This is a genomic window from Oleiharenicola lentus (assembly GCF_004118375.1).
In the GTDB taxonomy this organism is placed as follows: domain Bacteria; phylum Verrucomicrobiota; class Verrucomicrobiia; order Opitutales; family Opitutaceae; genus Lacunisphaera; species Lacunisphaera lenta.
Genome location: NZ_SDHX01000001.1, coordinates 423,238 through 446,760 on the forward strand (window position 1 = coordinate 423,238; position 23,523 = coordinate 446,760).

The window sequence follows — 23,523 nt, forward strand, 5'->3', positions numbered from 1 at the left end:
GAATGACTAAACGCGTGAAAATGCCCGACACAACACCAGGCATGGATGGAGGTGCCGCATGCATCGGCCGGGTTGTGATCGTCGAGGATCAGCGGCTCGTGGCGGAGTTCCTGCAGTTTCACTGCCGCGACCTGCGGTTGGAGGTTTTGCAGCATGCGACGGGCTATCGCGAGGGGCTGGCGTCGATCCGCCAGCACCGGCCCGATCTGGTCCTGCTCGACATCTCCCTGCCCGACGGGGACGGCCTCGACCTGGCGCGACAGATCATCGAGGAGCAGCCCCGCGTGAAGATTCTGGCCATTTCCTCGCACCACGATCCCTGGACGATGTTGCAGGTCCAGCGCATCGGCATCCATGGCTTCGTGGACAAGACCGACCAGCGGCCGAACGTCGTCTCGGAAGCCATTCACGCCGTCCTGGGCGGCCGCGTTTTCTACACGCAGATCGTCAATCAATCGAGCGCGGCGATCCGACGCGACCCGAAGTCCTTTGTGCGCGTGTTGTCGGATTACGAGATGCGCATCCTCTCCATGATCGGCGAGTCCAAGTCGGACGACGAAATTGCCAACACGCTCAACGTCGCGTCGGCGACGGTGCAGTCGCGCCGGCGGGACATCATGCGCAAGCTGGACATCCACTCCACCCCGAAGCTGATCCACTATGCGATCGTGAACGGGCTTACGCGGGCGGAACAGCTGGGCCGGAAGAAACCAACCTAGCGCGCAGCGCTGCGATCGACGTCAGGAAACACGGCCAGAGCGTCTGTAGCTCGGGCCAGCGGCCCTTGGTGGAATTCTCCTCCAGGCGGCGGCACAGCCCGGCGAGCTCTTTTTCGTGGATGAAGTTGAAGCGACCGCAAAGGCGGTGGGCATAGCGCGCGCCATCGGCGTTGTGCCGGTTCCGGATGGCCTCCTCCAGCAATCCGACCTCTTCCTGCATTTCCGCGAGGTAGAGCGCGACTTCGTCGGCGAAGCGCACCTGCTTCTTGGTGGCGAGCAGGCGGAGGTTGGCCAAGCCGTCGGAATCGGGGGCCGGTTTCTCCTCCGCGGCCGCCACAATCACGCGGGCTGCGACCAGGGCCTTGCGGAGGCGATCCGGGGTAACGGGTTTGCCGAGGAAGGCGTCCATGCCCGCCTCGCGGCATTCGCGTTGTTTTTCCGGGGTGTTGAACGCGGTGGTGGCGAAGATCCGCGCCCGGGCCGAACCGCCGGGCAGGGCGCGGAGGCCCCGGGCAACATCGAGGCCGCCCAGGCCGGGCAGGTCGTAGTCGAGGAAGACCAGTGCATATTCGTGCCGGGTAGCGAGTGCCATCGCTTCGGTTCCGTCGCCGACGGTATCCACGGCGTAACCGAAGCGGGCGAGCAGGTCGGCGAGGACCACACGGTTGTATTCCTGGTCGTCCACCACCAGGGCGCGACCGGCGGGAGCGTGCGTGGCGGGAGCCGCGGCGGTCGGCTGCTCGTCCGGTTCGGGTGCGAGTTGGAGCGGCACGCTGAAGTTGAAACATGAGCCCCGGCCGGGTTCGCTTTCGAGCCAGATGCGCCCGCCCATTTTCTCGGCGTAGCCCTTGCAAAGTGCGAGGCCGAGGCCGGTGCCGGCCACCCGTCCGCCGCGGGCGGCGGCCCCGCGTTCAAAACGGCGGAAGAGCCGCTGCTTTTCCTCGGCAGAAATACCCGGCCCCTCGTCGGCGACGGCAAAGAAGACCTCGGTGCGCTCGGGACCGGCCGGCTGGCACCATACGGTGACCTCGACCGTGCCGCGACCGGAGAACTTCAGGGCGTTGCTCACAAAGTTGAGCAGGATCTGACGGATGCGACGGGGGTCGCCGCGCAAGTGACGCGGCACGCCCGGGGAGACCGCGATTTCCACGGGGATGCGGCGCTGCTCGCTGTCGGCCGCGGTCATGGCCGCCACCGAATCCACCAGGGCGTGCAGATCGAAGGGCCTGGACTCGATCTCGACGACACCGGCCTGCATCCTGGAGAGGTCGAGCAGGTCCTCCAGCAGCGAGGCGAGGTGGTCGGCGCAGGCCCGCAACAGGCCGAACTTGCGCTGACTCTCGGGATCGAGCCCCACTGTTGGCAGGGATTCGGATATGCCGATGACACCGTTCATCGGGTTGCGGATCTCGTGGCTCACGCTCGCGAGAAACTCATCCTTGGCCGCGTTGGCCTTCACGAGTTCGGCGGTCCGGAGCCGGACGGTGTTTTCAAGTGCCTCCTGCTGGGTGCGACTGCGGCGCTCGCGCACCCGGATGGTCAGCCACACGCCGGCAGCCAGCAGGAGTCCATAACTGGCGTAAGCTCCCTTGGAGCGATACCAGGGCGGGAGAATGCGGAAGGAGAAAACCGCAGGGATGCTGGTCTGCCCCGCCGGGTTTACGGTGCGGGCCTCAAGCTGGTAATTGCCCTCGGACAGGTTGGACAGGTCTTGGCTCAGGCGGCGGGAAGGGACGGACCAGTCGCCGTGGGGCGCAACCCGGGTTTGCACGAGCCAGTGCCGGGCCGACATGGGATCGCCGGTGAAAATGCGAAAGCCCACACGGTGGCGGGAGAATGGAAAATCCGCGCCTTCCGGGCGGGCGGGCGGGCTCGAAATCGCCCGGTCCAGATGAATGGACGGAGGGGAAGGGGGCGCGAGTGGAGGCACGCTGGCGAAGTCGAGGCGCAGCAGACGCTCGGAGCCGCCGACCCAGAGCACGGGTTGGGCGTGTTCCTGGGTAAAGGTGAGTGTTTGCACGAGACCGACAGATTCCAGCGCCGGAACGTCCAGTTCCATCCAGGTGGCCGAACTGTCGGCGTGGTGGATAATGCGACCCAGGCCTTCCGATTCGAACTCCGTGCCGGGGGCTCGCAGCCGGGTGAAAGCGACGAGCGTATCCCGGGTGCCGGGGATCGGAGTGGCGAATCGTGGCGAGATGCCGGGCAAAACCAGCAAATCGTGCAGCTGCCGGCTGCTTGGGTCCGCGAGGAAGACCCGTTCACTGGCAAAAACAAGCAGTTGTGCGGGGGCGTCACCGAAACAAATCTGCCCGCGAGTGGGCAGACCGGTGGTCGGATCACTCAACCTCTGGGTCTTGCCACTGACCGGATCAACCGTGAACACGCCCTCGCTGGCGGTGCCGACCCAGACCGTCCCTTGTGAGTCTTCAGCGATCCACCGGCCGAAGCCCGGAATCTGTCCGAATTGCCGCACCGCGAAACTACCGTCCTCCTTCGCGCTCAGCTCGGCCAGGGTGTCTCCCTCGGAGAGGTAATAGGTTTTCGCCCGGACACGCGAGGCCGTGATGGCATAAACCCCCTTGGCCAGGACTTGATAAATATTGCCGGGTTGTCCTCCCGCCCATTGGTCGATGCCACCATGCCGGGCGAGCAGCAGCCGGTCGGGGGTCGCGTGCATCCGGGTGTAGCGTTCGTTCAGCTCGGTAACCGGGGCAATCCGGGCGGCTTCGCCGAAGCCGGGCTTTAGCCGATAGATGGCGTTCTTGTTGGTGAGATAGATTTCCTCGCGGGTGCAGACGAAATCCTGCACGCCGCCTTCGAGCCCATTGCGCTCGGTATGCAAGGTGGCGGTGCCAGTCGGCTCCACCCGGAAAATGCCGTCGTAGGTCGAGCACCACACGGTGCCATTTGGTAGCCGGTGGAGGGTTTGGATACCGGCGACGGCCGGATGGTCGGAGAGGCTGATCCGGCGCACCAGTTTGCCCGCCGGGTCGATCACAAGGAGCCCGCCGTTGAGAGTGCCGACCAAGATGTTCCCATCGGGCAGTTCAACGTAGCCGATCAGGCGGTTCGCGACGATGAGCTGCTGAAGTTCCGGCCCGAAAACAGCCTCCGGGGGATCGCCGGGTCGGAAAAATCCCAGACTGCTTACCACGGTCAGCCCGCGGTCATCGCGGCGCAGTCCGAAGAGGCCTCCGGCAGGCAAATGTTCGGCCGCGATCTCGAGGACGGGACCGGAGGTCGTCAGGCGATACAGACCGGACTCGAGATGATGAAACCAGCTTTCGCCGCCGAACTTGAACGGGAAAAGCCGGCCCTTCCCCGGGAAGGTCCAGATGCGAAACCGGGAGCCGTCCCAGCGATAGACCTTCGCGGTGCCGATGAAAAAAACCTGATCCCCCGCCAGGCCGCTGCCCCAGATGTGCTCCACGTTACGCTCGTCTGCCGGCAGTCGATCCAGCAGAGAGTGATAGTGGAAGCGACCGACCGTTGGTTCGGTGAGATAGCCGATTTCGTTGAGCGCACCTGCCCAGAGCCGCCCACCCGGTCCAAACTCGATCGTCCGGAGGGCTGTCAGTTCTTTCGCGGCGTGCACGGTCCAGGATTGTCCGTCGAATACGGCCAGTCCGTTGCCTCCCACGAGGAGGCGACCCAAGGGATCCTGATGCACGAACCAGTTGTAGGCATAATCGAATCCCATCTGGCGGGGTAGGTAGTGTTCCACCCAGGCCAAGCCGGCGGTTTGGTCTGTCCACGTGCCTCGCACCGGGCCGGCGATAAGACACGGGAGAAGCAGAATCGGGTATAAAAAGCGTTTAGGACTCACGGCGATCCTGATCGACGGGAGGTTTATCACGCAAGCCGCTGTCAGGCAAACGACATTCGCACCAGAAATCAGGCTTAGGACAGGAAAGCCGAGCCGGGCTGTAGAGGCTGCATTTCAGGCGGTTTCCGTCGTCATATTTTTGCCCGGCCAGGCGATATTTGGGACGTTATGAAAATCATCACCACCCTCTTCTGCGGGCTCTCTTCGAGCCTTTGTCTCAGCCTAGGTCTTGTTCGTTTGGCCCAGAAACTCGATCCGCTTTCCTGGACCGGTCATGAATGGGCTGCGACCGCCCACGGTGCGTCTCTCACCAGCATGTGCATTTTCCCAACCCGGCGGGAGTCGGTTTGAGGAGCAATCGTCATCATGTTCAGTCTGGCGGCATACCGCTTCCGCGATGTCCTGACCGTAGCCGGCGGCCCCGTGGAGCGTTTGCAGCTGGCTGACATGACGGTGTTGGGCCGGCGGGCGTTTCTCGCCAATGCCTTTCTGAGGGATGGGCTGGTGGGGCACTCTTGGCGCGACCAGGTGTTCAACCCGGCACATGGCACCGGCACCGCCGCGTCACCGATGGTGGCGCGCTTCATGGCCATATCCGAGTCCATGGAGCGCTGGGCCCACTGGCAGTTGCACAATTCTGCCGCGCGATCGCGTTACGGCTTCGACGTGGATCCTTCCAGCAACGGGATGGCTGCTTTCCCGGGACTTTGCACCCGGCAAGCGAGGGTCGCCGTCTTGCTGGAGGCGACGGAGCGGCACAATCTGCTGCACTGGTGGGAAGGGCATCTGCCGGCGGCCGAGTCTGACAGCCAGTGGCCCGGAGTGAGCGTGGCGACGATCTGTTCGGAGTTGCCGGCGGTCACCGTGGTGCTTTTCCGTCGCACAGCTGATGGGTTCGTGGCCTATGGCCATGCGGCGGCACCGGACTTTGCGGGAGCCTGCCGCAAGGCGGCCATCGAGATGGAGCGGCACGCCCTGATCATCGCCAGGTTCGCAGCCTGTCATGCCGGGCGACTCACTGACGGCCTGCCCGAGAGCGCGCATCCGATCGAGCGGCGGTGTTTGTTCTTCGCTACCGAGACCGGTCATGAGCTCTTTCTTGAGCGGTTGCGGTCGGCCCACAAAAAACCTGCTGCTCGACCGAAGCTGGTGTTCGATGGAGCAGTGCCCGGGCCCTGGTCCCGCTACGCCGACGTCTGGCGGGTGGTCTTTGCCCCGCCCAGCGACCGCTTCCTCGGCGACGAGGAGAACTATTTCTTCTGGTGATTATTCACGGAAGCTGGAGCGGCTAGTCGGAATCGAACCGACGACACCTGCTTGGAAGGCAGAGGTTTTACCATTAAACTATAGCCGCGAAACGGGGGTGAGCGTGGCCCGGGAGCAGACGCGTTCAAGCTTTTGTTCGGTCACGGAAGGTCGCGGCCGAAAAGGGATTGCCCGCCCCCACAATAATCCCTTACTTCCCCGCACCATGGCGACACCTGCTACCTCCGGGAAACAACAATCCAATGTCAGGGCGGCCCAGGCGATGGCCAAGCAGAAGGCCCTCGAGAAGAAAGCGAAGACCTACAAGCTCGACCTCGGGGAGCTCTCCCTCTTCACCAGCCAGCTCGCGTCGCTGCTCCAGGCTGGTCTCCCGCTCGTATCCTGTCTCGAAGCCCTGCAGGACCAGACCGAGGACCAGGTATTCCGCATCGTGATCCGCGATGTGCGCAACGACATCTCGACCGGCACCTCCTTCTCCGCCGCGGTCAAAAAATTTCCCAACTCCTTCAATTCGCTGTTCGTCTCGATGGTTGAGGCCGGTGAAGCGTCGGGCGGTCTGGCCGAAATTCTCGGCAAGGTGGCCAGCTACTTCGAGTCCACCGTCAAGCTCACCAAGAAGGTAAAGTCCGCCATGACTTACCCCATCGCCGTCATCGGCCTGGCGATCGCGCTGGTGAACGTGCTGCTGATCTTCGTGATTCCGGTGTTCGCGGCGATGTTCAACGACTTCGGTGCCAAGCTGCCGGCCCCGACCCAGATGCTCATTGAGCTAAGCAATTTCCTCAAGCCGGACATGAGCATCCCCGGCATCGTTACCAAGATCAGCATCCTCCACCTGGGTGTGCTCGGCTACATCGGCTGGATCTTCTTCAACAAATACACCGCCACGCCCAACGGCCGTCGCCAGTGGCACCGCTTCCTCATCCGGGCCCCCATTTTCGGCAACCTCGTGCACAAGATCGCGCTTTCCCGCTTCTGCCGCACCTACGCCACGCTCATGCGCTCCGGCGTGCCGATCCTGCGCACGCTGGAGATTGTCTCGGCGGCGAGCGGCAAGGTGCAGGTCGAGGATGCCTGCGTCGAGATCGCCAAGCACGTCAGCCAGGGCGGACAGGTTTCCGACATCATGGCGGCCAACCAGTTCTTCCCGCCGATGATGAAGCACATGGTCAAGGCCGGTGAAACCACCGGCAACGTGGACGGCATGATGAACAAGATCGCCGATTTCTACGACACCGAGTGCGACGCCACCGTGGCCGCGCTCACCTCGCTCATCGAGCCCATGCTCATCGTGTTCCTCGGCGTGGTGGTCGGCGGCATCGTCATGGCGATGTTCCTCCCGATCTTCCAGCTGGGCGCGGTTGCGGGCGGCATGCAGTGATCGCGGAGGCGGTTTTTGGAAAGTCGCTTGCGTGCCGATAATGAGCACGCAAGCTGACCCTTCCTTTTCCCATGGCCTCCATCCTCATCGTCGACGACCTCATCTCCATCCACGAGATGCTGGAGGCCGTGATCCAGCCGAGCGGCCACAAGACCTCCTTCGCCACCGACGGGGAAAAGGCGCTGGTGCGCTACAAGGCCGAAAAATTCGACCTGGTCCTGTGCGACATCGACATGAAGCCGATGGACGGCATCACGTTGCTCAAGCAGCTGAAGCTGTATGACCCGGGCGCGGTGGTCGTGATCATGACGGCCTACGCCAGCACCGAGAGCGCCATCCAGGCGCTCAAACACGGCGCCTTCGATTACCTGCAGAAGCCTTTCAAGGTGGACGAACTGATGAGCGCGCTGAAGCGCAGCCTCGAGTTCCGCCGCACGGTCACCGAGCGCGAGACCCACGGCCCGGTGGAGGCGGTCAAGAGCGGCGACTTTGAGGCCCGCTTGGTCGGCCAAAGCCCCAAGATCAAGCGGTTGACCGCCCAGCTCAAGAAACTGGCGACCGCCCACACGCCTGTGCTCATATCCGGCGAGGCCGGCACCGGCCACGAGATTGCCGCCGAACTGCTGCACGCCTCGGGCCCGGCGGCGGACAAACCGATGGTCCGTATCGACTGCCGCCTGAGCAGCATGGAAAGCCTGCGGAGCGGCCTGCTGGGTGAAAACGGCGCCGGCGGCACCTGGGTGCAGCAGGCCAAGGGCGGCACCCTGTTCCTGACGCACCTCCAGAGCCTGCCCAAAGAGGCCCAGTCCGAACTGATTTCCGTCATCCGCAACAACGCGCACAATTTCCGCCTCATCTGCGCTACCGAGGAGGACTTGGAGAAGCTTTCAGAAGCGGGCGCGTTCAACGAGGAGCTCTTCTACCGGATCGCCGCCCTGCCGGTGGAGATGCCGCCCATGCGGGAGCGCACGGAGGACATTCCGCTCCTGCTCAAGAGCATCGCCGCCAAGGTTTCCAATCCGCAGATCGACCCCCGGCTCGTGGAGTTTTCCGCCGACGCTCTGGCCACGCTCCGGACTTGTCGCTGGCCGGGCAACCTGGACGAATTTACCCAGGTCATCTCCCAGATTCTCACCACCACGGAGGCCCGGGTGGTGACCTCGGCCCAGCTGCCGCTCCGGCTGCATGAACTGAAAGACTGGCCCAAGCTCTCCGACTACCTCGCCGGTCAGGAAAAACTCTACATCACACGGGTGCTCAACGCCTGCCAGGGTGACAAGGCCAAGGCGGCCAAGATCCTCGGCGTCGATCCCGCGCAGCTGGACTGAGCGGTTTGCGGGAAACTGCGGCGTCCCGCGTCACGGATGCTTTACCGCTTGCCCCGCCCTAGGGGGGTAGCAAGCCTCGCGGGCGCTCACGCCCATGCCCAAACGCACAGACCTCGAGTCCATCCTGATCATCGGCGCCGGCCCCATTGTTATCGGCCAGGCCTGCGAATTCGACTATTCCGGCACCCAAGCCTGCAAGGCGCTCAAGGAGGAGGGCTACCGCGTCATTTTGGTGAACTCCAACCCGGCCACGATCATGACGGATCCGGAGTTCGCCGACGTCACCTACATCGAGCCGCTGACCGTTGATATTCTGGAGAAAATCATCGCCAAGGAGCGGCCCTCCGCGCTGCTCCCCACCTTGGGCGGCCAGACCGCGCTGAACCTTTCGATGGAGTTGCACAAGGCCGGCATCCTCGACCGCTACAAGGTCGAGATGATCGGCGCCAAGCCCGAGGCCATCCAGAAGGGCGAGGACCGCGAGCTCTTCAAGCAGTGCATGCTGCGCATCGGCCTCGATGTGGCCAAGTCGCGCACCGTCCACACGCTCAACGAGGCGCGCGATGCCGCCGACCACATCGGCACGATGCCCCTCATCATCCGCCCGAGTTTCACCCTCGGCGGCTCCGGCGGTGGCATCGCCTACAACCGCGAGGAATTCGACCAGATCGTGACCAACGGCCTCGAGGTCTCGCCCGTCCACGAGGTGCTCGTCGAAGAATGTCTCCTCGGCTGGAAGGAATATGAGATGGAGGTCATGCGTGACCACAAGGACCAGTGCGTGGTCATCTGCTCCATCGAGAACTTCGACCCCATGGGCGTGCATACGGGCGACTCGATCACCGTCGCCCCGGCGATGACGCTCACCGACAAGGAATACCAGGTGATGCGCGACGCCTCCTTTGCCGTCATCCGCGAGATCGGCGTGGCGACGGGCGGTTCGAACATCCAGTTCTCCATCGATCCCAAGACCGGCCGGCAGGTCGTGATCGAGATGAACCCGCGCGTGTCGCGCTCCTCCGCGCTCGCGTCCAAGGCCACCGGTTTCCCCATCGCCAAGATCGCGGCCAAGCTCGCCGTCGGTTATACGCTCGACGAGCTGCGCAACGACATCACGCGCCTCACGCCCGCGAGCTTCGAGCCGACGATCGACTACGTCGTCACCAAGATTCCGCGCTTCACTTTCGAAAAGTTCCCCGGTGCCAACACCACGCTCACCTCGGCCATGAAGTCCGTGGGCGAGGCCATGGCCATTGGTCGCACCTTCAAGGAGTCGTTCCAGAAGTGCCTGCGTTCGCTCGAGACCGGCGCCCGCGGCTTCGGCGGCGGCGGCAAGTGGGGTGGCGACGAACTGCCCGACGAGGCCACCATCCGGCAAAAACTCGGCACACCCAACGCCGAGCGCGTCTATTACCTCCGCTGGGCCTTCAAGGCCGGCCTGTCGGTGGACGACATCTTTGAGCTGTCGAAGATCGATCCGTGGTTCCTGCACCAGCTGCGCGAACTCCACGAGATGGAGGAATCTGTCCGGTCACACACGCTCGCCACGCTGCCGGCCACGCTGCTGCGCCGCGCCAAGCAGTTCGGTTTCTCCGACGCCCAGCTCGCGCATATTCTCAAGACCGATTTCGACACGATGCGCGCCCATCGGAAAAAAGCCGGCGTCAACACAACCTACCGGCTGGTGGACACCTGTGCTGCGGAGTTCGAGGCCTTCACGCCCTACTACTACTCCAGCTACGGCGATGAGAACGAGATCATCCCGTCGCAGAAGAAAAAGATCATGATCATCGGCGGCGGCCCGAACCGCATCGGTCAGGGCATCGAGTTCGACTACTGCTGCGTGCATGCGTCGTTCGCCCTGCGCCAGGCCGGCTTCGAGACGGTGATGATCAACTCGAACCCCGAGACGGTTTCAACCGACTACGACACTTCCGACCGGCTCTACTTCGAGCCGCTCACGCTCGAGGACGTGCTGGAAGTTTACGAACAGGAGGGCTGCGTCGGCGCCATCGCGCAGTTCGGCGGCCAGACTCCGCTCAACCTCGCCAGCGCCCTGAAGGCCCGCGGCGTGAACATCATCGGCACCTCCCCGGAAAGCATCGACACCGCCGAGGACCGCAAGCTCTTCGCCGCCGTGCTGGATCAGGTGAAGCTCAAATCCCCCGCCGGCCGCATCGCCATGTCGGAGCCCGAGGCCATTGCCAGCGCCGCCGAGCTCGGTTATCCGGTGCTCGTGCGCCCGTCCTTCGTGCTCGGCGGCCGCGGCATGTTCATCCTCTACAGCGAAACCGAACTGCGGGAGGTCGTGCGCCAGGTGTTCGACGTGATGCCCGGCAAGCCCGTGCTCATCGACAAGTTCCTGGAGGACGCCGTCGAGGTGGACGTCGACTGCATCAGCGACGGTGAAACCACCCTGGTCGGCGGCATGCTCGAGCACATCGAGTATGCCGGCGTGCATTCGGGCGACGCCGCGATGGTGATGCCGCCGCACACGCTGCCTGCGGCGATGAAGGCCGAGATCCGCACCGCGACCTACGCCCTGGCCAAGGCGCTGAAGGTCGTCGGCCTCATGAACGTCCAGTTCGCCATCAAGGACAGCCAGCTCTACGTGCTTGAGGTCAACCCGCGCGCCTCGCGCACCGTGCCCTTCGTGGCCAAGGCCATCGGCGTGCCGCTGGCCAAGCTCGCGGCCCGTGTCATGGCCGGTGCCAAACTGAAGGACCTCGGCTTCACCAAGGAAATCCAGCCGAAGCACTGGTGCGTGAAGGAGGCCGTGTTCCCCTTCAACCGTTTCCCCGGCGCGGCGATCATGCTCAGCCCCGAGATGCGTTCGACCGGCGAAGTCATGGGTATCGACGAGGATCTCGGCATCGCTTTCGCGAAAAGCCAGATGGCCGCCAAGCCCGGCCTGCCGCTCAAGGGCAAGGTGTTCTTCAGCGTGAAGGATTCCGACAAGCCCCTCGCGGTGGACTTGGCGCGCGAGTTCATCGCGCTCGGCTTCACGCTCTGTTCGACCAGCGGCACGGCGAAACTCCTGCGGGAAAACGGCGTCGAGGTGCAGCACGTCAACAAGCTCCTCGAGGGCCGTCCGAACTGCATCGACATGATCAAGAACGGCGAAATCTCCTTCGTGATCAACACGCCGCGCGGCATGATCCCGCGCCACGACGAGAACGCCATCCGCGCCGCCGCCTGGGCCAACAACGTCTGCATCATGACCTCGATCACCGGCGTCCGCGCTTCGATCAACGGCATCAAGGCCATGCGCGCCAAGCTCGTGGACGTGCGTCCCGTGCAGCAATACAAGCACAGCGTCGTCGCGGTGACTTGAGCCCGCCGCCTTTGCCATGAGCCCCCCCGCCACGCTCGTCGCCCTCCTGCACGGTCCGGATCAACCCGGACTCGTGGCGAAGACGTCGGGCTGGATCTACGCCCGGCAGGGCAACATCCTGCACGCCGATCAGCATCGCGACATGGAGGGCGGTGAGTTCTTCCAGCGCATCGAGTGGGTGCCGGCCGGCGGCAACCCGGCGGCTGCGGCGGAGGAACTGCGCGTTTTCGCCGCCTCGCTCGGCATGGCGGCCAAGGTCGCCGTTTCCACGCACCGGCCGAAGGGCGCGCTCTTCGTTTCGAGGGAGGACCACTGTTTTCACGACCTCGTGCTGCGCTGGAAGGCGGGCGAGTTTGCCGGCGATTTCGGCTGCGTGGTGTCGAACCACACCGTGCTCGCGGATGCCGCGAAGCACTACGGTCTGCCGTTCCACCATATCCCGGTCACGGCCGGCACGAAAGCCGAGGCCGAGCGGCAACAGCTGGAAATCCTGCGAGCCACCGGTTCGGAGTTCGTCGTGCTGGCGCGCTACATGCAGGTGTTGTCCGCGGATTTTCTGCGCCATTGCGGCCAGCCGGTCATCAACATTCACCACTCATTCCTACCGGCCTTCGCGGGCGGCAAGCCCTACCACCAGGCGCATGAGCGGGGCGTTAAGCTCATAGGCGCCACCGCCCATTATGCGACCGCTGTGCTCGATGACGGTCCGATCATCCAGCAGGATGTCGTGCGCGTCACCCACCGGCACGGGGTTGAGGATCTCGTCCGCAAGGGTCGTGACCTGGAAAAACTCGTGCTCGCGCAAGCCCTTCGCTGGCACTTGGAAAACCGCATCCTGGTTTACGGCAACAAGACCGTGGTATTTGACTGAGCGGGCAGGGTGGGCGGCATCCGCCTTTTTCCTTGAGGGAGGCCGGGTGGTTTCGCAATGTGCCCGGCTCCATGAACATCCCCCCGCCTGCCGGACACCAGACCCCAGACCAAGCCGCCGCCCCGGCCCAACCCGCCGTCGAGGAGGCTCTGCACTCTTTCTGGGAGAAGAATCGCCGGCTGATTTTGATGCTGTGCGTGGTCGCGCTGCTGGTGGTCATTGGCCGCGAGGGCTGGCAGTATGTGCAGGCTGAACGCGAAAAATCCGTGCAGGCTGACTTCGCCCGGGCGGGTGATCGAACGGAGCAACTTGCCACCTTCGCCAAGGCGAACGAGGGCCATACGCTGGCCGCCATCGCCTACCTGCGCATCGCCGACCAGCGTTATGCCGCCGGCGACTACCGCCAGGCGCTGGAAAATTACAACAAAGCCGTGACCGGCCTGACAAATTCCGCCCTGCTCGGCCGGGCCCGGGTGGGTGCGGCAATGAGCCAGCTCAACGCCGGCGACAAGACCGCGGCCGAGACCTCGTTCAAGGCGATCGGCGCCGACGCCGCCCTGACCAAGGGTATCCGCGCTGAAGCCACTTATCATCTCGCCTCACTGGCCTTGGAGGCGGGTAACAGCGCCGAAGTCAGCCGGCTGGTGGCCGAGATCGGCAAGATCGAGCCCGCAGGGGTCTGGTCGCAAAGGGCCTCGACCTTGCTGGTCGGCAAACCGGCCCTTTGAGCCCGGCTCTCTGGTGCCTGCCTTCGAGCCCGCCCCCCACGGCGGGCTTATTTTTTGCCCGATCCAAACTGACTGCTGGTCGGGGCGATAGGATTCGAACCTACGACCTCCTGGTCCCAAACCAGGCGCTCTACCAGGCTAAGCTACACCCCGTTGACAGCCCGACGATGGGAGGGGCAGCCCAAGCCCCTGTCAATGGCGGTATATCAGTCTACTGCCGGGGCTTGCCTCGCTTGCTGCTTTGCAGCCGACCAGCCTGTCGCCCCGGGGCATTATAAAATGCTTCTTGCCTCACCTAAAACGCCGCCCTAAACACGGCTCTTCAATCTCTTAAAAAATGGATACTCTTTCCCGTGACAGCAGCAGCTCCAGCAGCGTTCTTCCGCTCGTAGGCGTGATCGCCGGAGCCCTCGGCCTGATCCTTGCGATCGTCGCCCTGGTCAAACTTTCCACCGTCCAAAAGACCGTGGCCGCACACGAGGCCGAGATGCCGAAGATTGCCCGGATCGAGACGATCGAGGGCGACCTGCGCGCCGCCACGGCCAAGACCGAGAACGACCTGCGCGGCCTGCGCGAGGGAGTGCAGAACGCCCTCACCCAGGTTGGCACCGAGATCGGCACGCTCCGGGCCCAGATCACCAAGGTCGAGGAGGCCCAGAAGGCCCGTGCCGCCGCTCCCGGCGGCAAGGCAGGCGCCGCTGCCCCCACCGGCGTCCTGAATGCCGACGGCACCTACACGGTTGGCTCGGGCGACACCTTCGCCAAGATCGCCCGCAAGTTTGCCGTCAAGATGGATGCCATCGAGGCCGAGAATCCCGGTCTGGATCCGACCAAGCTGCGGGTCGGTCAGAAGATCCGCATCCCGAAGAAGTAATTTTTCAGGAAACTCTTTCCCGATGCCTCCCAGACCTTGTGTCGCGGAGGCATTTTTTTCGCCATGAACAATCCCGGTCCGCCCCTGCGCTGGCAGAAGTTGCGCGAGGAGCCGCATGCCACGACCCGCATTTTCGACGTGGTGAAGGCGATCTATCGTCACCCGAAACGCGCGAAGGAGCAGGATTTTTTTGTGATCAATCCGCCCGATTGGGTGAACGTGGTTGCGCTCACGCCCGACGGTCATCTCGTGCTCGTGCGGCAGTTCCGCTACGGCATCAACGACTTTTCGTTGGAAATTCCCGGCGGTGTGATCGACGCGGGCGAGGATCCAATTGCCGCCGGCGTGCGCGAGCTGCGTGAGGAATCCGGCTATGTCGGCACGGGCGCCCGGCTGCTTGGCTCGATCCATCCCAACCCCGCGATGCAAAGCAACCGTTGCCACCTCGTGCTGGTGGAGGGCGCAGGCCGCGCGGCGGCCCTGGAGTGGGATCCGGACGAGGAGTTCGACATCCTCACCAAGCCCGTGGACGAGGTTTTCACGCTGGCCGCAGCGGGCGGCATCACCCACGCGATGGTCTTGAACGCCCTGCTGTTGTTCCAGCCGCACTGGCAAACGCTGCGTTCCCGCGCCGTTTGACTTGCCGCCGGCTCCGGCTTCACTGCCCGCACCTGATGGAGACCGCCACGTTCGCTCCCGCCTTTGCCAACCTTCCCGCCACGCTCGGAGCGGCGGAGCCTGATCGTGTGCCCGTGGCGCTGGAGCAAGAGGTTCGCGCGATTTACCGGCGCAGCCCGCTTTACCAGCAACGGTTTCCCCTGCACTCCGAGCCCCTGCACTGGTCGTGTTACCGCGAGATTCCCGCGCTCACCAAGCAGGAGATCGTGCAGCGCGGACACACCGCCTTCTTCCACGACTACGCCGAGATCGAGCGCGGTTTCGCGCAGAAGAAATTCGAATATGAGCACACCTCCGGCACCACGAGCGGCCCGATGACCGTGGTCATGGAGGACGGCTGGTGGAACGAGCAAACGCGCCGTGCCTACCTCGCGCATCCCGTGCTCGCGCGCTACGCGGACCGGCCCTACCGCAAGTGCGTGCTCGCGCCGGTGGGCTGCTCGAGCAACCTTTGTCCGTACGAGGACCATCCGTTTCCGCACCGCTATTTCGACGGTACGGTTTACCTGAATCTCTCAAGTGATCCGTTTGCTTTCCCCGAGGGCGAGTGGGATCGCATTGGGCGCGAACTCCAGGCGGTGAAGCCGCAGGTCATCGAGGGCGAGCCGGTTTACCTCTCGCTGCTCGCGCGGGCCCTCGCGCGGCGGCAGGTGCAGGTGCCCAGCGTCGAGACCGTCATCCTGACCTACGGCAAGGCCAGTCGCCAGCACAGCGCCCGCATCGCCGAGGCTTTTCCGGGGGCTGCGCAGGTGGATCTCTACGGCTCCACGGAGGCCGGTTATCTCTTCGTCGGCGACGCCTTCGCGGACAACCTGCGCGTCGTCGAGGACAACGCCTTCATCGAACTCATGCCCTGGCGCGATGGGGAGCGGGAAGTTTTCCAAATCCAGGTGACGACCCGCGGCCGCGAGGCGATGCCGTTGCTTCGTTACCATACCGGCGACATTGTCCGACGCACGCCGGGCGGCTTCCGCATCCTTGGCCGCGAGAAGGATCTCTATTTCCGCGATGACGGCACGGTGGTCTCAGCCTACGAGATCGATGCGGTCATGCCGGCCGCATTCGCATGCTGGCACTGGAGTCTGGTGCAGGTGTCGGCCCAGCGGTGGGAATTTCAATACGTCGCCGACAGTGTGGCCGACGGCGCGGTGGGCACGGCCATCGCGAGTGCCCTTGGCGCTGATGCCCGCGTGGCGATGTTTCGCCGCAAGTTCATCCAGCCGGCCGCGAGCGGGAAGTTCGCCCTGCTCAAGCCGCTGGCCCGCTGAGGCGACGCCGGCGCCAGCCGAGAAAGGCACCAGTCGCGCTCAGGAAAACCAATCCGTAGGTCGAGGGTTCGGGCACCTTCCGGTTGAAGAGCACGCCGTTCACCGCCGAAAGGTCGATGCCACCGGCGCCGGTGGAGCCGGAGGTGCTGGTCGAGTAGTAGCTGGTGTTGGTCCAGTCCACCAGGTTGGCCATGTTGCCCCCGGTGCTGACGTCGGCGGCCATGAGCGAGTAGCCGTAGATGGTGGTGCCGGCGGCAATCCCCAGGTCGGCCATGGAAATGGCGACGCCGCCGATGCCCTGCGTGCCGGTCTCGGTGTTGTTGTTCCAGTAGGGGCTGCCGAGGTTGTCGCCGCTGTCGTAGCGAAAGAGGTTGTAGGTGAAATCGGAGGTGAGGTTGGCTGTCCCGTAGTGGGCGGGTGTGACTTCGAAAAGCGTGCCGCCGTAGGCCGTGGGCCGGTTGTTGACCGAGTCCCAACCCGTGATCACGGCAATCTTCACGTTGTCGTGCTGGCTCACGCTGCCGCGGTCGAAGACCGCGAAGGAGGTGCCCAGCGACGCCGTGAGGCCGGAGCTGCTGAAGAGAAAGTCGAGCCGCTCGATGTTGCCCTCGCTCACCCCGGTGCCGTTGGCAAAGGTGTTGTCCGAACCCCGGAGCAGATTGTTGCCCAGCAACAGCGAACCGTAGGAGGTGGCGTATGGGGCCTCGAAGTCGGTGGTGGTACCCTGGTCATACCAGGCGGAGGAATTGTTGGCGTTGCCGGCCGTGGTGTTGCGCCGGACGTAGGCGCTGCCCGCCGTGGTGTTGGCGTCGTAGATGTTACCGACCGCATCCTTGAAGCTGGTGATGGACTGCGTCAGCCGGTTGAAGGTGTCGCCGTTGACCGTCTGGTTCGACTGGTTGTTCGAGCTGGTGGTGATCGAGGAGATGGTGATCTGCGCCGACGCGGAGACGGCCAGCAGGAAGGCCCAGAGCGCGCCGCTCAGGATGGGTTTCGTCGGACGCATGGCTCAGGCAGCGGGGCGCCGCCACCAGCGACGTCCACCCAGGAAGCCCAGGCCAAAGAGTGCCATGATCGCGCCATAGGTTGAGGGCTCGGGCACCGGGCGGGCAATCTGTGCCCCGAAGCCCATGAAATCCATGTCACCGTAACCCGTCGAACTCGTGTTGGTGGGGTAGTAGGTGTTGCTGTTCCAGTTGACCAGGTTGGCGGCGGTCGTCGGTGCGACATCGCCCGCCATCAGCGAATAGCCGTAGATGGTGGTGCCGGCGGTGATACCCAGGTCGGCGAAGCTGATCATGATTCCCACCAGCTCGAGTTCACCGATGGAGGTGATGTCGGAAGCGGTGCCGCTGAGCGTGTTGCCGTTGGTGAAGGTGGCGCGGCGATAGTTGCCGGTGTCGGTGCCCTGCGGGTTGCTGATCGGGCCGCCGAAAGATTCGGCCGGCACCAGCAGCCCGGTGTTGGCGTACGCGGTCGGGGCGTTGCTGAATCCGTTGACCGATCCGACCGAGGTGTAGGCCGCAATGCGGAAGCCGTCACCCAGGTTGCCCACATTCTCCACGTCGAAGAACGTCAGAGAATCGCCCGCCTGCACGGTGTAGCCGCCGGAGAAATAGAAGTCGATGCGCTCGATGTTGCTGTTGGTGGAGGTGCCGGCGCCATTCGCGAAGGGGTTGCGGATGCCGGTGTTCAGATTTCCATCGAGAAACATCTGCTCGAGGTTGGCGTTGTAGTCGCCGTAGGCGCGGTTCGAGCCGTCCACCTGGTAGATCAGCGTGGAGTTGTTGGGATTGTCGCTCGCCTGGTTCGACGTGCCGTTGTTATTGGAGTCGGTGTTGCGGCGGAAAAAGACGTTCGAGGCCAGCGGGCCGTTGAACTGATAGTCACCCAGGCCGGTGGCGACGGTGCTCACCGTCCGATCGCGATTGAGGTAGGTGATGCCGCCTGAACTCGTGTTGGTGGCATCCACCAGCGAGCCGTAGGTGATTCCCGTGACCGCCGTTTGCGCCGGGGAATAAACCGCTTGAAAAAGACCCGCCAATGCGACGGTCTTCAGTCCTGTGGTTAACAGCTGGCGCAGCTTGCTCGGAAATTTGAGCCCCAAATTCATCTAGGTAATAACACCTATATTTAAATGGGTGATAGGCCAGCGCAAAATCGCGATGTCCCAAAAACAGCAGCGAATAATCGAGGATAACCGCACAGAGCATCCCTTTCGGCACGAGCGTGCCCGGACTGTAAAGGTCTTCGCGGGGATCGCCGTGATCGTGCTGGGACTCCTTGTCGCAGCGTACTTTATAGGACGACCGATGTTGTCTAAATGGCGATTCAAGAGGGATCTCGAAAACGCGGCCCTTTATGAGAAGGAAGGGGATTGGCGGAGCGCGATGCTTACCTTGGAGCAGCTTTCCCGTTTGCACCCCGCCAAACTAGAAGTGAGGCAACGGTTGGCCGCTTTTTACGAACGGGCGGGCCAACGGGAAGCGGTGAATGTCTGGCAGGAAGCGTTGGCTTTGGCCCCTGATCAGCCGGAGATAAAGATCGGTCTGGCGCGGGCGGCGATCCGGTTTGGCGACCTGCCCGCAGCCCGGAAAATTCTGACCGGCTTTAATCCTCCGGGTTCGCTGCGCGCCGAGTTCCACCGTCTCTGTGCCGCACTGGCGCTGTTGGATCGAGATCCCGTGGCGCAGGAGAGCCACCTCACAGCCCTGCGCGAACTGGCGCCGGATGATGTCAGGGTCCGGCTCAATCTTGCCGTGCTCAGGCTCAACGGGAGCGAACCACTCCAGGCGGCCGAAGCGCGCAACGGATTGCTGGAACTCGCCCGGGGTGATCAGGTGCGCATCCGCGCGATTGTGGAGCTGCTTAATGACGTGGCCCGTCGCTGGCCCCAGCCCAGTCCGGCCCGGGGTGCCGCCCTCCGGCAACTGGCGGAGACACTTGCCCCCGCGCGCGGTCCGTTGCTCGAACTGCCCAGTCAGGTGGATCACATCGACCGCTTGCTGGCCTACGCGATGATGCAGCCCATCCCCACGGCCGAGGACGCCGTCGCCCTGGCCAATTGGATGTCCAGCAACGAGCACACGCAGGCGGCGCTCGAGTGGCTCGACTCCCTGCCGGAGGCTCTCCGGCAAAGTGCCATCGTGAAGACTGCGGTGGCGGAATTTGTGGTTCGCGCGCAGGACTGGCCGCGTTTGCAAACCCTGCTTCGGGAAGGCGCGTGGGGCGTCGTGCCGGCGGAAGCGGTGGAACAGGCCTTCCGCGCCCATCGCCAGTCGGTTGGCTCCACGCATTCCGGGGTATCCCAAGCTTGGTCCGCGGCGCTGCAAGCGACCCGGGGCTCGCCGCCCGCCTTGCGCATGCTGCTGCGTCTCTCCGAGCTTTGGCAATGGCCGGTCGAGCGACGTCAAACCCTGCTGGCGATCGCCCGGGCCTTGCCGCACGAAACGTGGGCCTGGCGCCAATTGCTGGGCGATGCCCTCAGCCGCAACGAATCGGATCAGGTTTGGCAGATTTATCAGGACTGGCGTCGCGCCTTGCCCGGTGACCCCCAGGTGCGGGTCGAGGCCGCCATCATGGGATTTCTGCTCGGCCGCCGGCCGGTGCCAGATACGACCGAAACGGCCGGATATGCCGGATCGGAGGGGCGCGCCGGTGGGACGGTTGCCCACGCGCTCGCCTTGTGGCGGGCTGGGCGGGTGGGGGAGGCGGCCGCTGCGCTCGATGGGTTGCCGCGCGCCGAGTTTGACGAACCGCGCTACGGTCTGGCCCGGGCTGTCCTGTTGTCCGCGGCGGGCCGGGCGGCGGAGAGCGAGGAACAGCTCGGCCGTCTCGCCAACGCGTTTTTCCTTCCCGAGGAGAAAGAGCTGATGACCGCAGCCCGGACACGCAACCAGAGTGCGAAGCCGTAAGCCCAGCCGTGGCACCGCGGCTTCTGCTTTGATTTAGGTTCGCTAATAGAGCCCGCCGGGCGGGCGCGTTCCTTTACAAGGTTGTTCGGCTCCGACAGCCTGCCGCCAGATTTTAGGCTACGACGCCCCTCCTCCCCCCAATCACACAAGCGATGAATCTCCTTGGTGCGCTTTTCGGCTCCTCCATCGGAAGAAAATTCCTCATGGCCGTCACCGGCCTCGTTCTCGTCGGCTTCGTGGCCGGCCATCTGGTGGGCAACCTCCAGATCTTCGCCCATCCCGACAAGATCAACGGCTACGCCCACTTCCTCCAGTCGCTCGGGCCAGCCCTCTGGGCGATCCGGCTCTTCCTGCTGGCCTGCGTGGGCATCCACGTCTGGGCCGCGGTGGTGCTCAGCCTCGAAAACAAAGCGGCACGCGGCCCCGAGGCCTACGGTGTTAGCAAGTGGCTCCAGGCCATCTTCGCCTCGCGCTACATGAAGCACACCGGCCTCGTCGTGCTGGCCTTCCTCATCTATCACCTCGCCCACTTCACCATCGGCGCCGCGCAGGCGGAGAATTTCAAGACCGCGCTGTCCGAATACACCATGGCCGGCGAATTTCATCTGCTCGGCTTTCCGATCGTCGCCGCCGGTGCGCACGTCCACGACGTTTACTCGATGGTCTATCTCGGTTTTGCCAGCCCTGTCGTTTCACTCTTCTACATCGTCGCCGTCGGTCTGCTGAGCCTGCACCTGCTGCACGGTGTCGAGTCGATGTTCCAGACCTTCGGCCTCCGCAACCACCAGTGGGCCGCCGGCCTCCGCCGCTTCGCCGCGCTGTTCTGCCTGGCTTACTTCCTCGGCAACCTCGCCATCCCCGGCGCGATCCTGACCGGTATCGCCAAACCCGCCGCCGGCACCACGGCCGCGGCCAAGCTCGTTTCCCAACGCTGACCCTTTCTTCGCCATGGCCAAACTCGACTCCAAGGTTCCCGCCGGCCCGCTCGCCGACAAGTGGCGCAAGCACAAGACCGACATCAAGCTCGTCAATCCGGCCAACAAGCGGAAATACGAGGTCATCGTCATCGGCGCCGGCCTCGCCGGTTCTTCTGCCGCGGCCACGCTCGCCGAGCTCGGCTATCGCGTGAAATGCATCGTCTTTCACGACAGCCCGCGCCGCGCCCACTCCATCGCCGCGCAGGGCGGCGTGAATGCCGCGAAGAACTACCAGAACGACGGCGACAGCGTTTACCGCCTCTTCTACGACACCATCAAGGGCGGCGACTACCGCGCCCGCGAGGCCAACGTCCACCGTCTCGCCGAGGTTTCGGTCAACATCATCGACCAGTGCGTCGCGCAGGGCGTGCCCTTCGCCCGTGAATACGGCGGCCTCCTCGCCAACCGCTCCTTCGGCGGCGCGCAGGTTTCGCGCACCTTCTACGCCCGCGGCCAGACCGGCCAGCAGCTCCTCCTCGGCGCGTATTCCGCGCTTTCCAAGATGGTGGGGCAGGGCGGCGTCCAGCTCGTCACCCAGCACGAGATGGTGGACCTCGTCCTCGTGGACGGTCACGCCAAGGGCGTCATCACCCGCGATCTCGTCACGGGCAAACTCGAGCGCCACTCCGGCGACGCCGTCATCCTCGCCACCGGCGGCTACGGCAACGTCTTCAATCTCTCGACCTACGCGCGCGGCTCCAACGCCACCGCGATCTGGCGCGCCTACAAGCGCGGCGCCTGCATGGCGAATCCTTGCTACACGCAGATCCATCCGACCTGCATTCCCGTGACCGGCGACTACCAGTCGAAGCTCACGCTCATGTCCGAGTCCCTCCGCAACGACGGCCGCATCTGGGTGCCGAAGAAGAAGGAAGACGCGAAGAAGAATCCCGCCGACATCCCCGAGGCCGACCGCGACTACTATCTCGAGCGCATCTACCCGAGCTTCGGCAACCTCGCCCCGCGCGACGTCTCCTCCCGCGCCGCCATGCGCATGTGCGACGAGGGCCGCGGCGTCGGTGAGTCCGGCCTCGGCGTCTATCTCGACTTCGCCGACGCCATCAAGCGCCTGAGCGAGGCCGGTGTGCGCGAGCGCTACGGCAACCTTTTCGACATCTACCACGAAATCACCAACGAGAACGCCTACAAGACGCCGATGCGCATCTACCCGGCGGTGCATTACACCATGGGCGGCCTCTGGGTGGACTACAACCTGATGTCCAACATCCCCGGCCTGTTCGTGCTCGGTGAAGCCAACTTCTCCGACCACGGCGCCAACCGCCTCGGCGCCTCCGCCCTCATGCAGGGCCTGGCTGACGGCTACTTCGTCATTCCTTACACCATCGGTGATTATCTCGCCGGCCAGAAGCCCAACAACAAGCCCTCGACCGACCGCGCCGAGTTCAAGGATGCCGAGGCCAACGTCGCCTCGATGGTCCAGCGCTTCATGTCCAACAAGGGCAAGGAGCCGGTGAACTATTACCACAAGAAGCTCGGCCAGATCATGTGGAAGTATTGTGGCATGGCCCGCAACAAGGCCGGCCTCACCCAGGCGCTGAAGGAAATTCCCGCCCTCCGCGACGAGTTCTGGGCCAACGTCAACGTCCCCGGCTCTGATGACAACATGAACCAGGCCCTCGAGCGCGCCGGTCGCGTGGCCGATTTCATCGAGCTCGGCGAGCTCATGTGCCGCGACGCCCTCGCCCGTGAGGAGAGCTGCGGTGGCCACTTCCGCGAGGAATACCAGCACCCCGACGGCGAGTGCCTCCGCGACGACAGCAACTTTGCTCACGTCGCCGCCTGGGAATACCAGGGCGAAGGCAAGGATCCCCTCCGCAACGTGGAAGCCTTGAACTACGAATTCGTGAAGATGAGCGTGCGCAGTTACAAGTAACTGCGCTGATTTACGAGGGACGATTTACGACTTACGATTTCAACGGGCCGCAACCACCATGAACAAACACGAACTCATCCAGCGGACCCAAGCCTACGCCTTGCGCGTAGTGAAGGCGGTGCAAGCACTGCCACGTGACGAAATTTCCTCCATCCTCGGCAAACAATTGCTCCGGTCAGGCACCTCAGTCGGCGCCAACTACCGTGCTGCCTGCCGGGCCAAATCCACCGCCGACTTCGTGAATAAGCTCAAGATCGTCGAGGAGGAATGCGATGAATCCATCTACTGGATGGAGCTGCTTGTCGCCGCCGGCTCACTCTCCCGTGCCCGCCTTGCCGCCCTGCTGGAGGAGAGTGACGAACTCCTCTCCATCTTCGTGTCAGCCATCAAAACCACCCGCAGCTCCCGGGCCGCGTAAATCGTAATTCTGAAATCGTAATTTCCTCTCATGGTCGCCGAATC

17 protein-coding genes and 2 tRNA genes are annotated in these 23,523 nt (G+C 64.0%); 14 read left to right on the forward strand and 5 right to left on the reverse strand.

The annotated features are described in order from the left end of the window. The first annotated feature begins 2 nt into the window (after window positions 1–2). Entirely contained in the window at window positions 3–719 is a 717-nt protein-coding gene (locus tag ESB00_RS01750; protein ID WP_246026393.1) for a response regulator transcription factor, read from the forward strand. Here the strand turns inward: ESB00_RS01750 and ESB00_RS01755 are convergent. Continuing rightward, the gene (locus tag ESB00_RS01755) at window positions 679–4,422 is read right to left on the reverse strand and encodes an ATP-binding protein (RefSeq protein ID WP_129046011.1); all 3,744 of its coding nucleotides are present in this window, start codon (window positions 4,420–4,422) and stop codon (window positions 679–681) included. The two genes, ESB00_RS01750 and ESB00_RS01755, sit on opposite strands and share 41 nt — an antisense overlap. Before the next feature lie 492 nt (window positions 4,423–4,914). Between ESB00_RS01755 and ESB00_RS01760 the strand changes: the two genes are divergently transcribed. After that, window positions 4,915–5,814, forward strand: a complete 900-nt coding sequence (locus ESB00_RS01760; RefSeq protein WP_129046012.1) for a YcaO-like family protein — start codon at window positions 4,915–4,917, stop codon at window positions 5,812–5,814. A gap of 14 nt (window positions 5,815–5,828) precedes the next feature. Here ESB00_RS01760 and ESB00_RS01765 read toward each other — a convergent pair. Next, a tRNA-Gly gene (locus ESB00_RS01765) sits at window positions 5,829–5,902 on the reverse strand. 117 nt (window positions 5,903–6,019) lie between these two features. Between ESB00_RS01765 and ESB00_RS01770 the strand changes: the two genes are divergently transcribed. From ESB00_RS01770 to ESB00_RS01790, 5 genes are all read left to right on the forward strand, one after another. After that, entirely contained in the window at window positions 6,020–7,195 is a 1,176-nt protein-coding gene (locus ESB00_RS01770; protein ID WP_129046013.1) for a type II secretion system F family protein, read from the forward strand. Window positions 7,196–7,266: 71 nt separating this feature from the next. Beyond that, on the forward strand, window positions 7,267–8,523 hold the full coding sequence (locus ESB00_RS01775; protein WP_129046014.1) for a sigma-54-dependent transcriptional regulator: 1,257 nt from the start codon (window positions 7,267–7,269) through the stop codon (window positions 8,521–8,523). Window positions 8,524–8,617: 94 nt separating this feature from the next. Further along, window positions 8,618–11,857, forward strand: a complete 3,240-nt coding sequence (carB, locus tag ESB00_RS01780) for a carbamoyl-phosphate synthase large subunit (RefSeq protein WP_129046015.1) — start codon at window positions 8,618–8,620, stop codon at window positions 11,855–11,857. 16 nt (window positions 11,858–11,873) lie between these two features. Continuing rightward, complete coding sequence (gene purU, locus ESB00_RS01785; RefSeq protein WP_129046016.1) at window positions 11,874–12,728, forward strand: formyltetrahydrofolate deformylase; 855 nt, start codon at window positions 11,874–11,876, stop codon at window positions 12,726–12,728. A 71-nt stretch (window positions 12,729–12,799) separates the two neighbouring features. Beyond that, a complete protein-coding gene (locus ESB00_RS01790; RefSeq protein WP_129046017.1) occupies window positions 12,800–13,456 on the forward strand; it encodes a tetratricopeptide repeat protein in 657 nt (218 codons plus the stop codon). 76 nt (window positions 13,457–13,532) lie between these two features. On the opposite strand, the gene ESB00_RS01795 is transcribed toward ESB00_RS01790, so the two are convergent. Next, a tRNA-Pro gene (locus ESB00_RS01795) sits at window positions 13,533–13,609 on the reverse strand. 184 nt (window positions 13,610–13,793) lie between these two features. On the opposite strand from ESB00_RS01795, the gene ESB00_RS01800 reads away from it, so the two are divergent. The 3 genes from ESB00_RS01800 (at window position 13,794) to ESB00_RS01810 (ending at window position 16,276) form a co-directional block, all read left to right on the forward strand. Continuing rightward, window positions 13,794–14,330 carry a LysM peptidoglycan-binding domain-containing protein gene (locus tag ESB00_RS01800; protein ID WP_129046018.1) on the forward strand — a complete coding sequence of 179 codons (537 nt, stop codon included), beginning with the start codon at window positions 13,794–13,796 and terminating at the stop codon, window positions 14,328–14,330. A 63-nt stretch (window positions 14,331–14,393) separates the two neighbouring features. Continuing rightward, the gene (locus ESB00_RS01805) at window positions 14,394–14,969 is read left to right on the forward strand and encodes an NUDIX hydrolase (RefSeq protein ID WP_129046019.1); all 576 of its coding nucleotides are present in this window, start codon (window positions 14,394–14,396) and stop codon (window positions 14,967–14,969) included. A gap of 35 nt (window positions 14,970–15,004) precedes the next feature. Continuing rightward, complete coding sequence (locus ESB00_RS01810; RefSeq protein WP_129046020.1) at window positions 15,005–16,276, forward strand: phenylacetate--CoA ligase family protein; 1,272 nt, start codon at window positions 15,005–15,007, stop codon at window positions 16,274–16,276. Here ESB00_RS01810 and ESB00_RS20080 read toward each other — a convergent pair. Then, window positions 16,257–17,282, reverse strand: coding sequence for a PEP-CTERM sorting domain-containing protein (locus ESB00_RS20080; RefSeq protein WP_129046021.1), 1,026 nt, complete (start codon window positions 17,280–17,282; stop codon window positions 16,257–16,259). The two genes, ESB00_RS01810 and ESB00_RS20080, sit on opposite strands and share 20 nt — an antisense overlap. Before the next feature lie 3 nt (window positions 17,283–17,285). Next, window positions 17,286–18,389, reverse strand: a complete 1,104-nt coding sequence (locus ESB00_RS01820) for a PEP-CTERM sorting domain-containing protein (protein ID WP_129046022.1) — start codon at window positions 18,387–18,389, stop codon at window positions 17,286–17,288. Between the two features lie 52 nt (window positions 18,390–18,441). Here ESB00_RS01820 and ESB00_RS01825 point away from each other — a divergent pair, with 52 nt between their 5' ends. From ESB00_RS01825 to ESB00_RS01840, 4 genes are all read left to right on the forward strand, one after another. After that, entirely contained in the window at window positions 18,442–20,190 is a 1,749-nt protein-coding gene (locus ESB00_RS01825; RefSeq protein ID WP_129046023.1) for a tetratricopeptide repeat protein, read from the forward strand. A 152-nt stretch (window positions 20,191–20,342) separates the two neighbouring features. After that, window positions 20,343–21,125 carry a succinate dehydrogenase cytochrome b subunit gene (locus ESB00_RS01830; protein WP_129046024.1) on the forward strand — a complete coding sequence of 261 codons (783 nt, stop codon included), beginning with the start codon at window positions 20,343–20,345 and terminating at the stop codon, window positions 21,123–21,125. Between the two features lie 13 nt (window positions 21,126–21,138). Then, window positions 21,139–23,061, forward strand: coding sequence for a fumarate reductase/succinate dehydrogenase flavoprotein subunit (locus ESB00_RS01835; protein ID WP_129046025.1), 1,923 nt, complete (start codon window positions 21,139–21,141; stop codon window positions 23,059–23,061). A 58-nt stretch (window positions 23,062–23,119) separates the two neighbouring features. Further along, a complete protein-coding gene (locus tag ESB00_RS01840; RefSeq protein WP_129046026.1) occupies window positions 23,120–23,479 on the forward strand; it encodes a four helix bundle protein in 360 nt (119 codons plus the stop codon). Window positions 23,480–23,523 lie beyond the last annotated feature (44 nt).

Excerpts from the sequence above, each read along its gene's own strand:
- ESB00_RS01800 (WP_129046018.1), top strand. The coding sequence starts at position 13,794 with ATGGATACTCTTTCCCGTGACAGCAGCAGCTCCAGCAGCGTTCTTCCG.
- ESB00_RS01825 (WP_129046023.1), top strand. The coding sequence starts at position 18,442 with ATGTCCCAAAAACAGCAGCGAATAATCGAGGATAACCGCACAGAGCAT.
- purU (WP_129046016.1), top strand. The coding sequence starts at position 11,874 with ATGAGCCCCCCCGCCACGCTCGTCGCCCTCCTGCACGGTCCGGATCAA.
- ESB00_RS01770 (WP_129046013.1), top strand. The coding sequence starts at position 6,020 with ATGGCGACACCTGCTACCTCCGGGAAACAACAATCCAATGTCAGGGCG.
- ESB00_RS01810 (WP_129046020.1), top strand. The coding sequence starts at position 15,005 with ATGGAGACCGCCACGTTCGCTCCCGCCTTTGCCAACCTTCCCGCCACG.
- ESB00_RS01760 (WP_129046012.1), top strand. The coding sequence starts at position 4,915 with ATGTTCAGTCTGGCGGCATACCGCTTCCGCGATGTCCTGACCGTAGCC.
- ESB00_RS01835 (WP_129046025.1), top strand. The coding sequence starts at position 21,139 with ATGGCCAAACTCGACTCCAAGGTTCCCGCCGGCCCGCTCGCCGACAAG.
- ESB00_RS01755 (WP_129046011.1), bottom strand. The coding sequence starts at position 4,422 with ATGGGATTCGATTATGCCTACAACTGGTTCGTGCATCAGGATCCCTTG.
- ESB00_RS01775 (WP_129046014.1), top strand. The coding sequence starts at position 7,267 with ATGGCCTCCATCCTCATCGTCGACGACCTCATCTCCATCCACGAGATG.
- carB (WP_129046015.1), top strand. The coding sequence starts at position 8,618 with ATGCCCAAACGCACAGACCTCGAGTCCATCCTGATCATCGGCGCCGGC.
- ESB00_RS01805 (WP_129046019.1), top strand. The coding sequence starts at position 14,394 with ATGAACAATCCCGGTCCGCCCCTGCGCTGGCAGAAGTTGCGCGAGGAG.
- ESB00_RS01790 (WP_129046017.1), top strand. The coding sequence starts at position 12,800 with ATGAACATCCCCCCGCCTGCCGGACACCAGACCCCAGACCAAGCCGCC.
- ESB00_RS01820 (WP_129046022.1), bottom strand. The coding sequence starts at position 18,389 with ATGAATTTGGGGCTCAAATTTCCGAGCAAGCTGCGCCAGCTGTTAACC.
- ESB00_RS20080 (WP_129046021.1), bottom strand. The coding sequence starts at position 17,282 with ATGCGTCCGACGAAACCCATCCTGAGCGGCGCGCTCTGGGCCTTCCTG.
- ESB00_RS01830 (WP_129046024.1), top strand. The coding sequence starts at position 20,343 with ATGAATCTCCTTGGTGCGCTTTTCGGCTCCTCCATCGGAAGAAAATTC.
- ESB00_RS01750 (WP_246026393.1), top strand. The coding sequence starts at position 3 with ATGACTAAACGCGTGAAAATGCCCGACACAACACCAGGCATGGATGGA.
- ESB00_RS01840 (WP_129046026.1), top strand. The coding sequence starts at position 23,120 with ATGAACAAACACGAACTCATCCAGCGGACCCAAGCCTACGCCTTGCGC.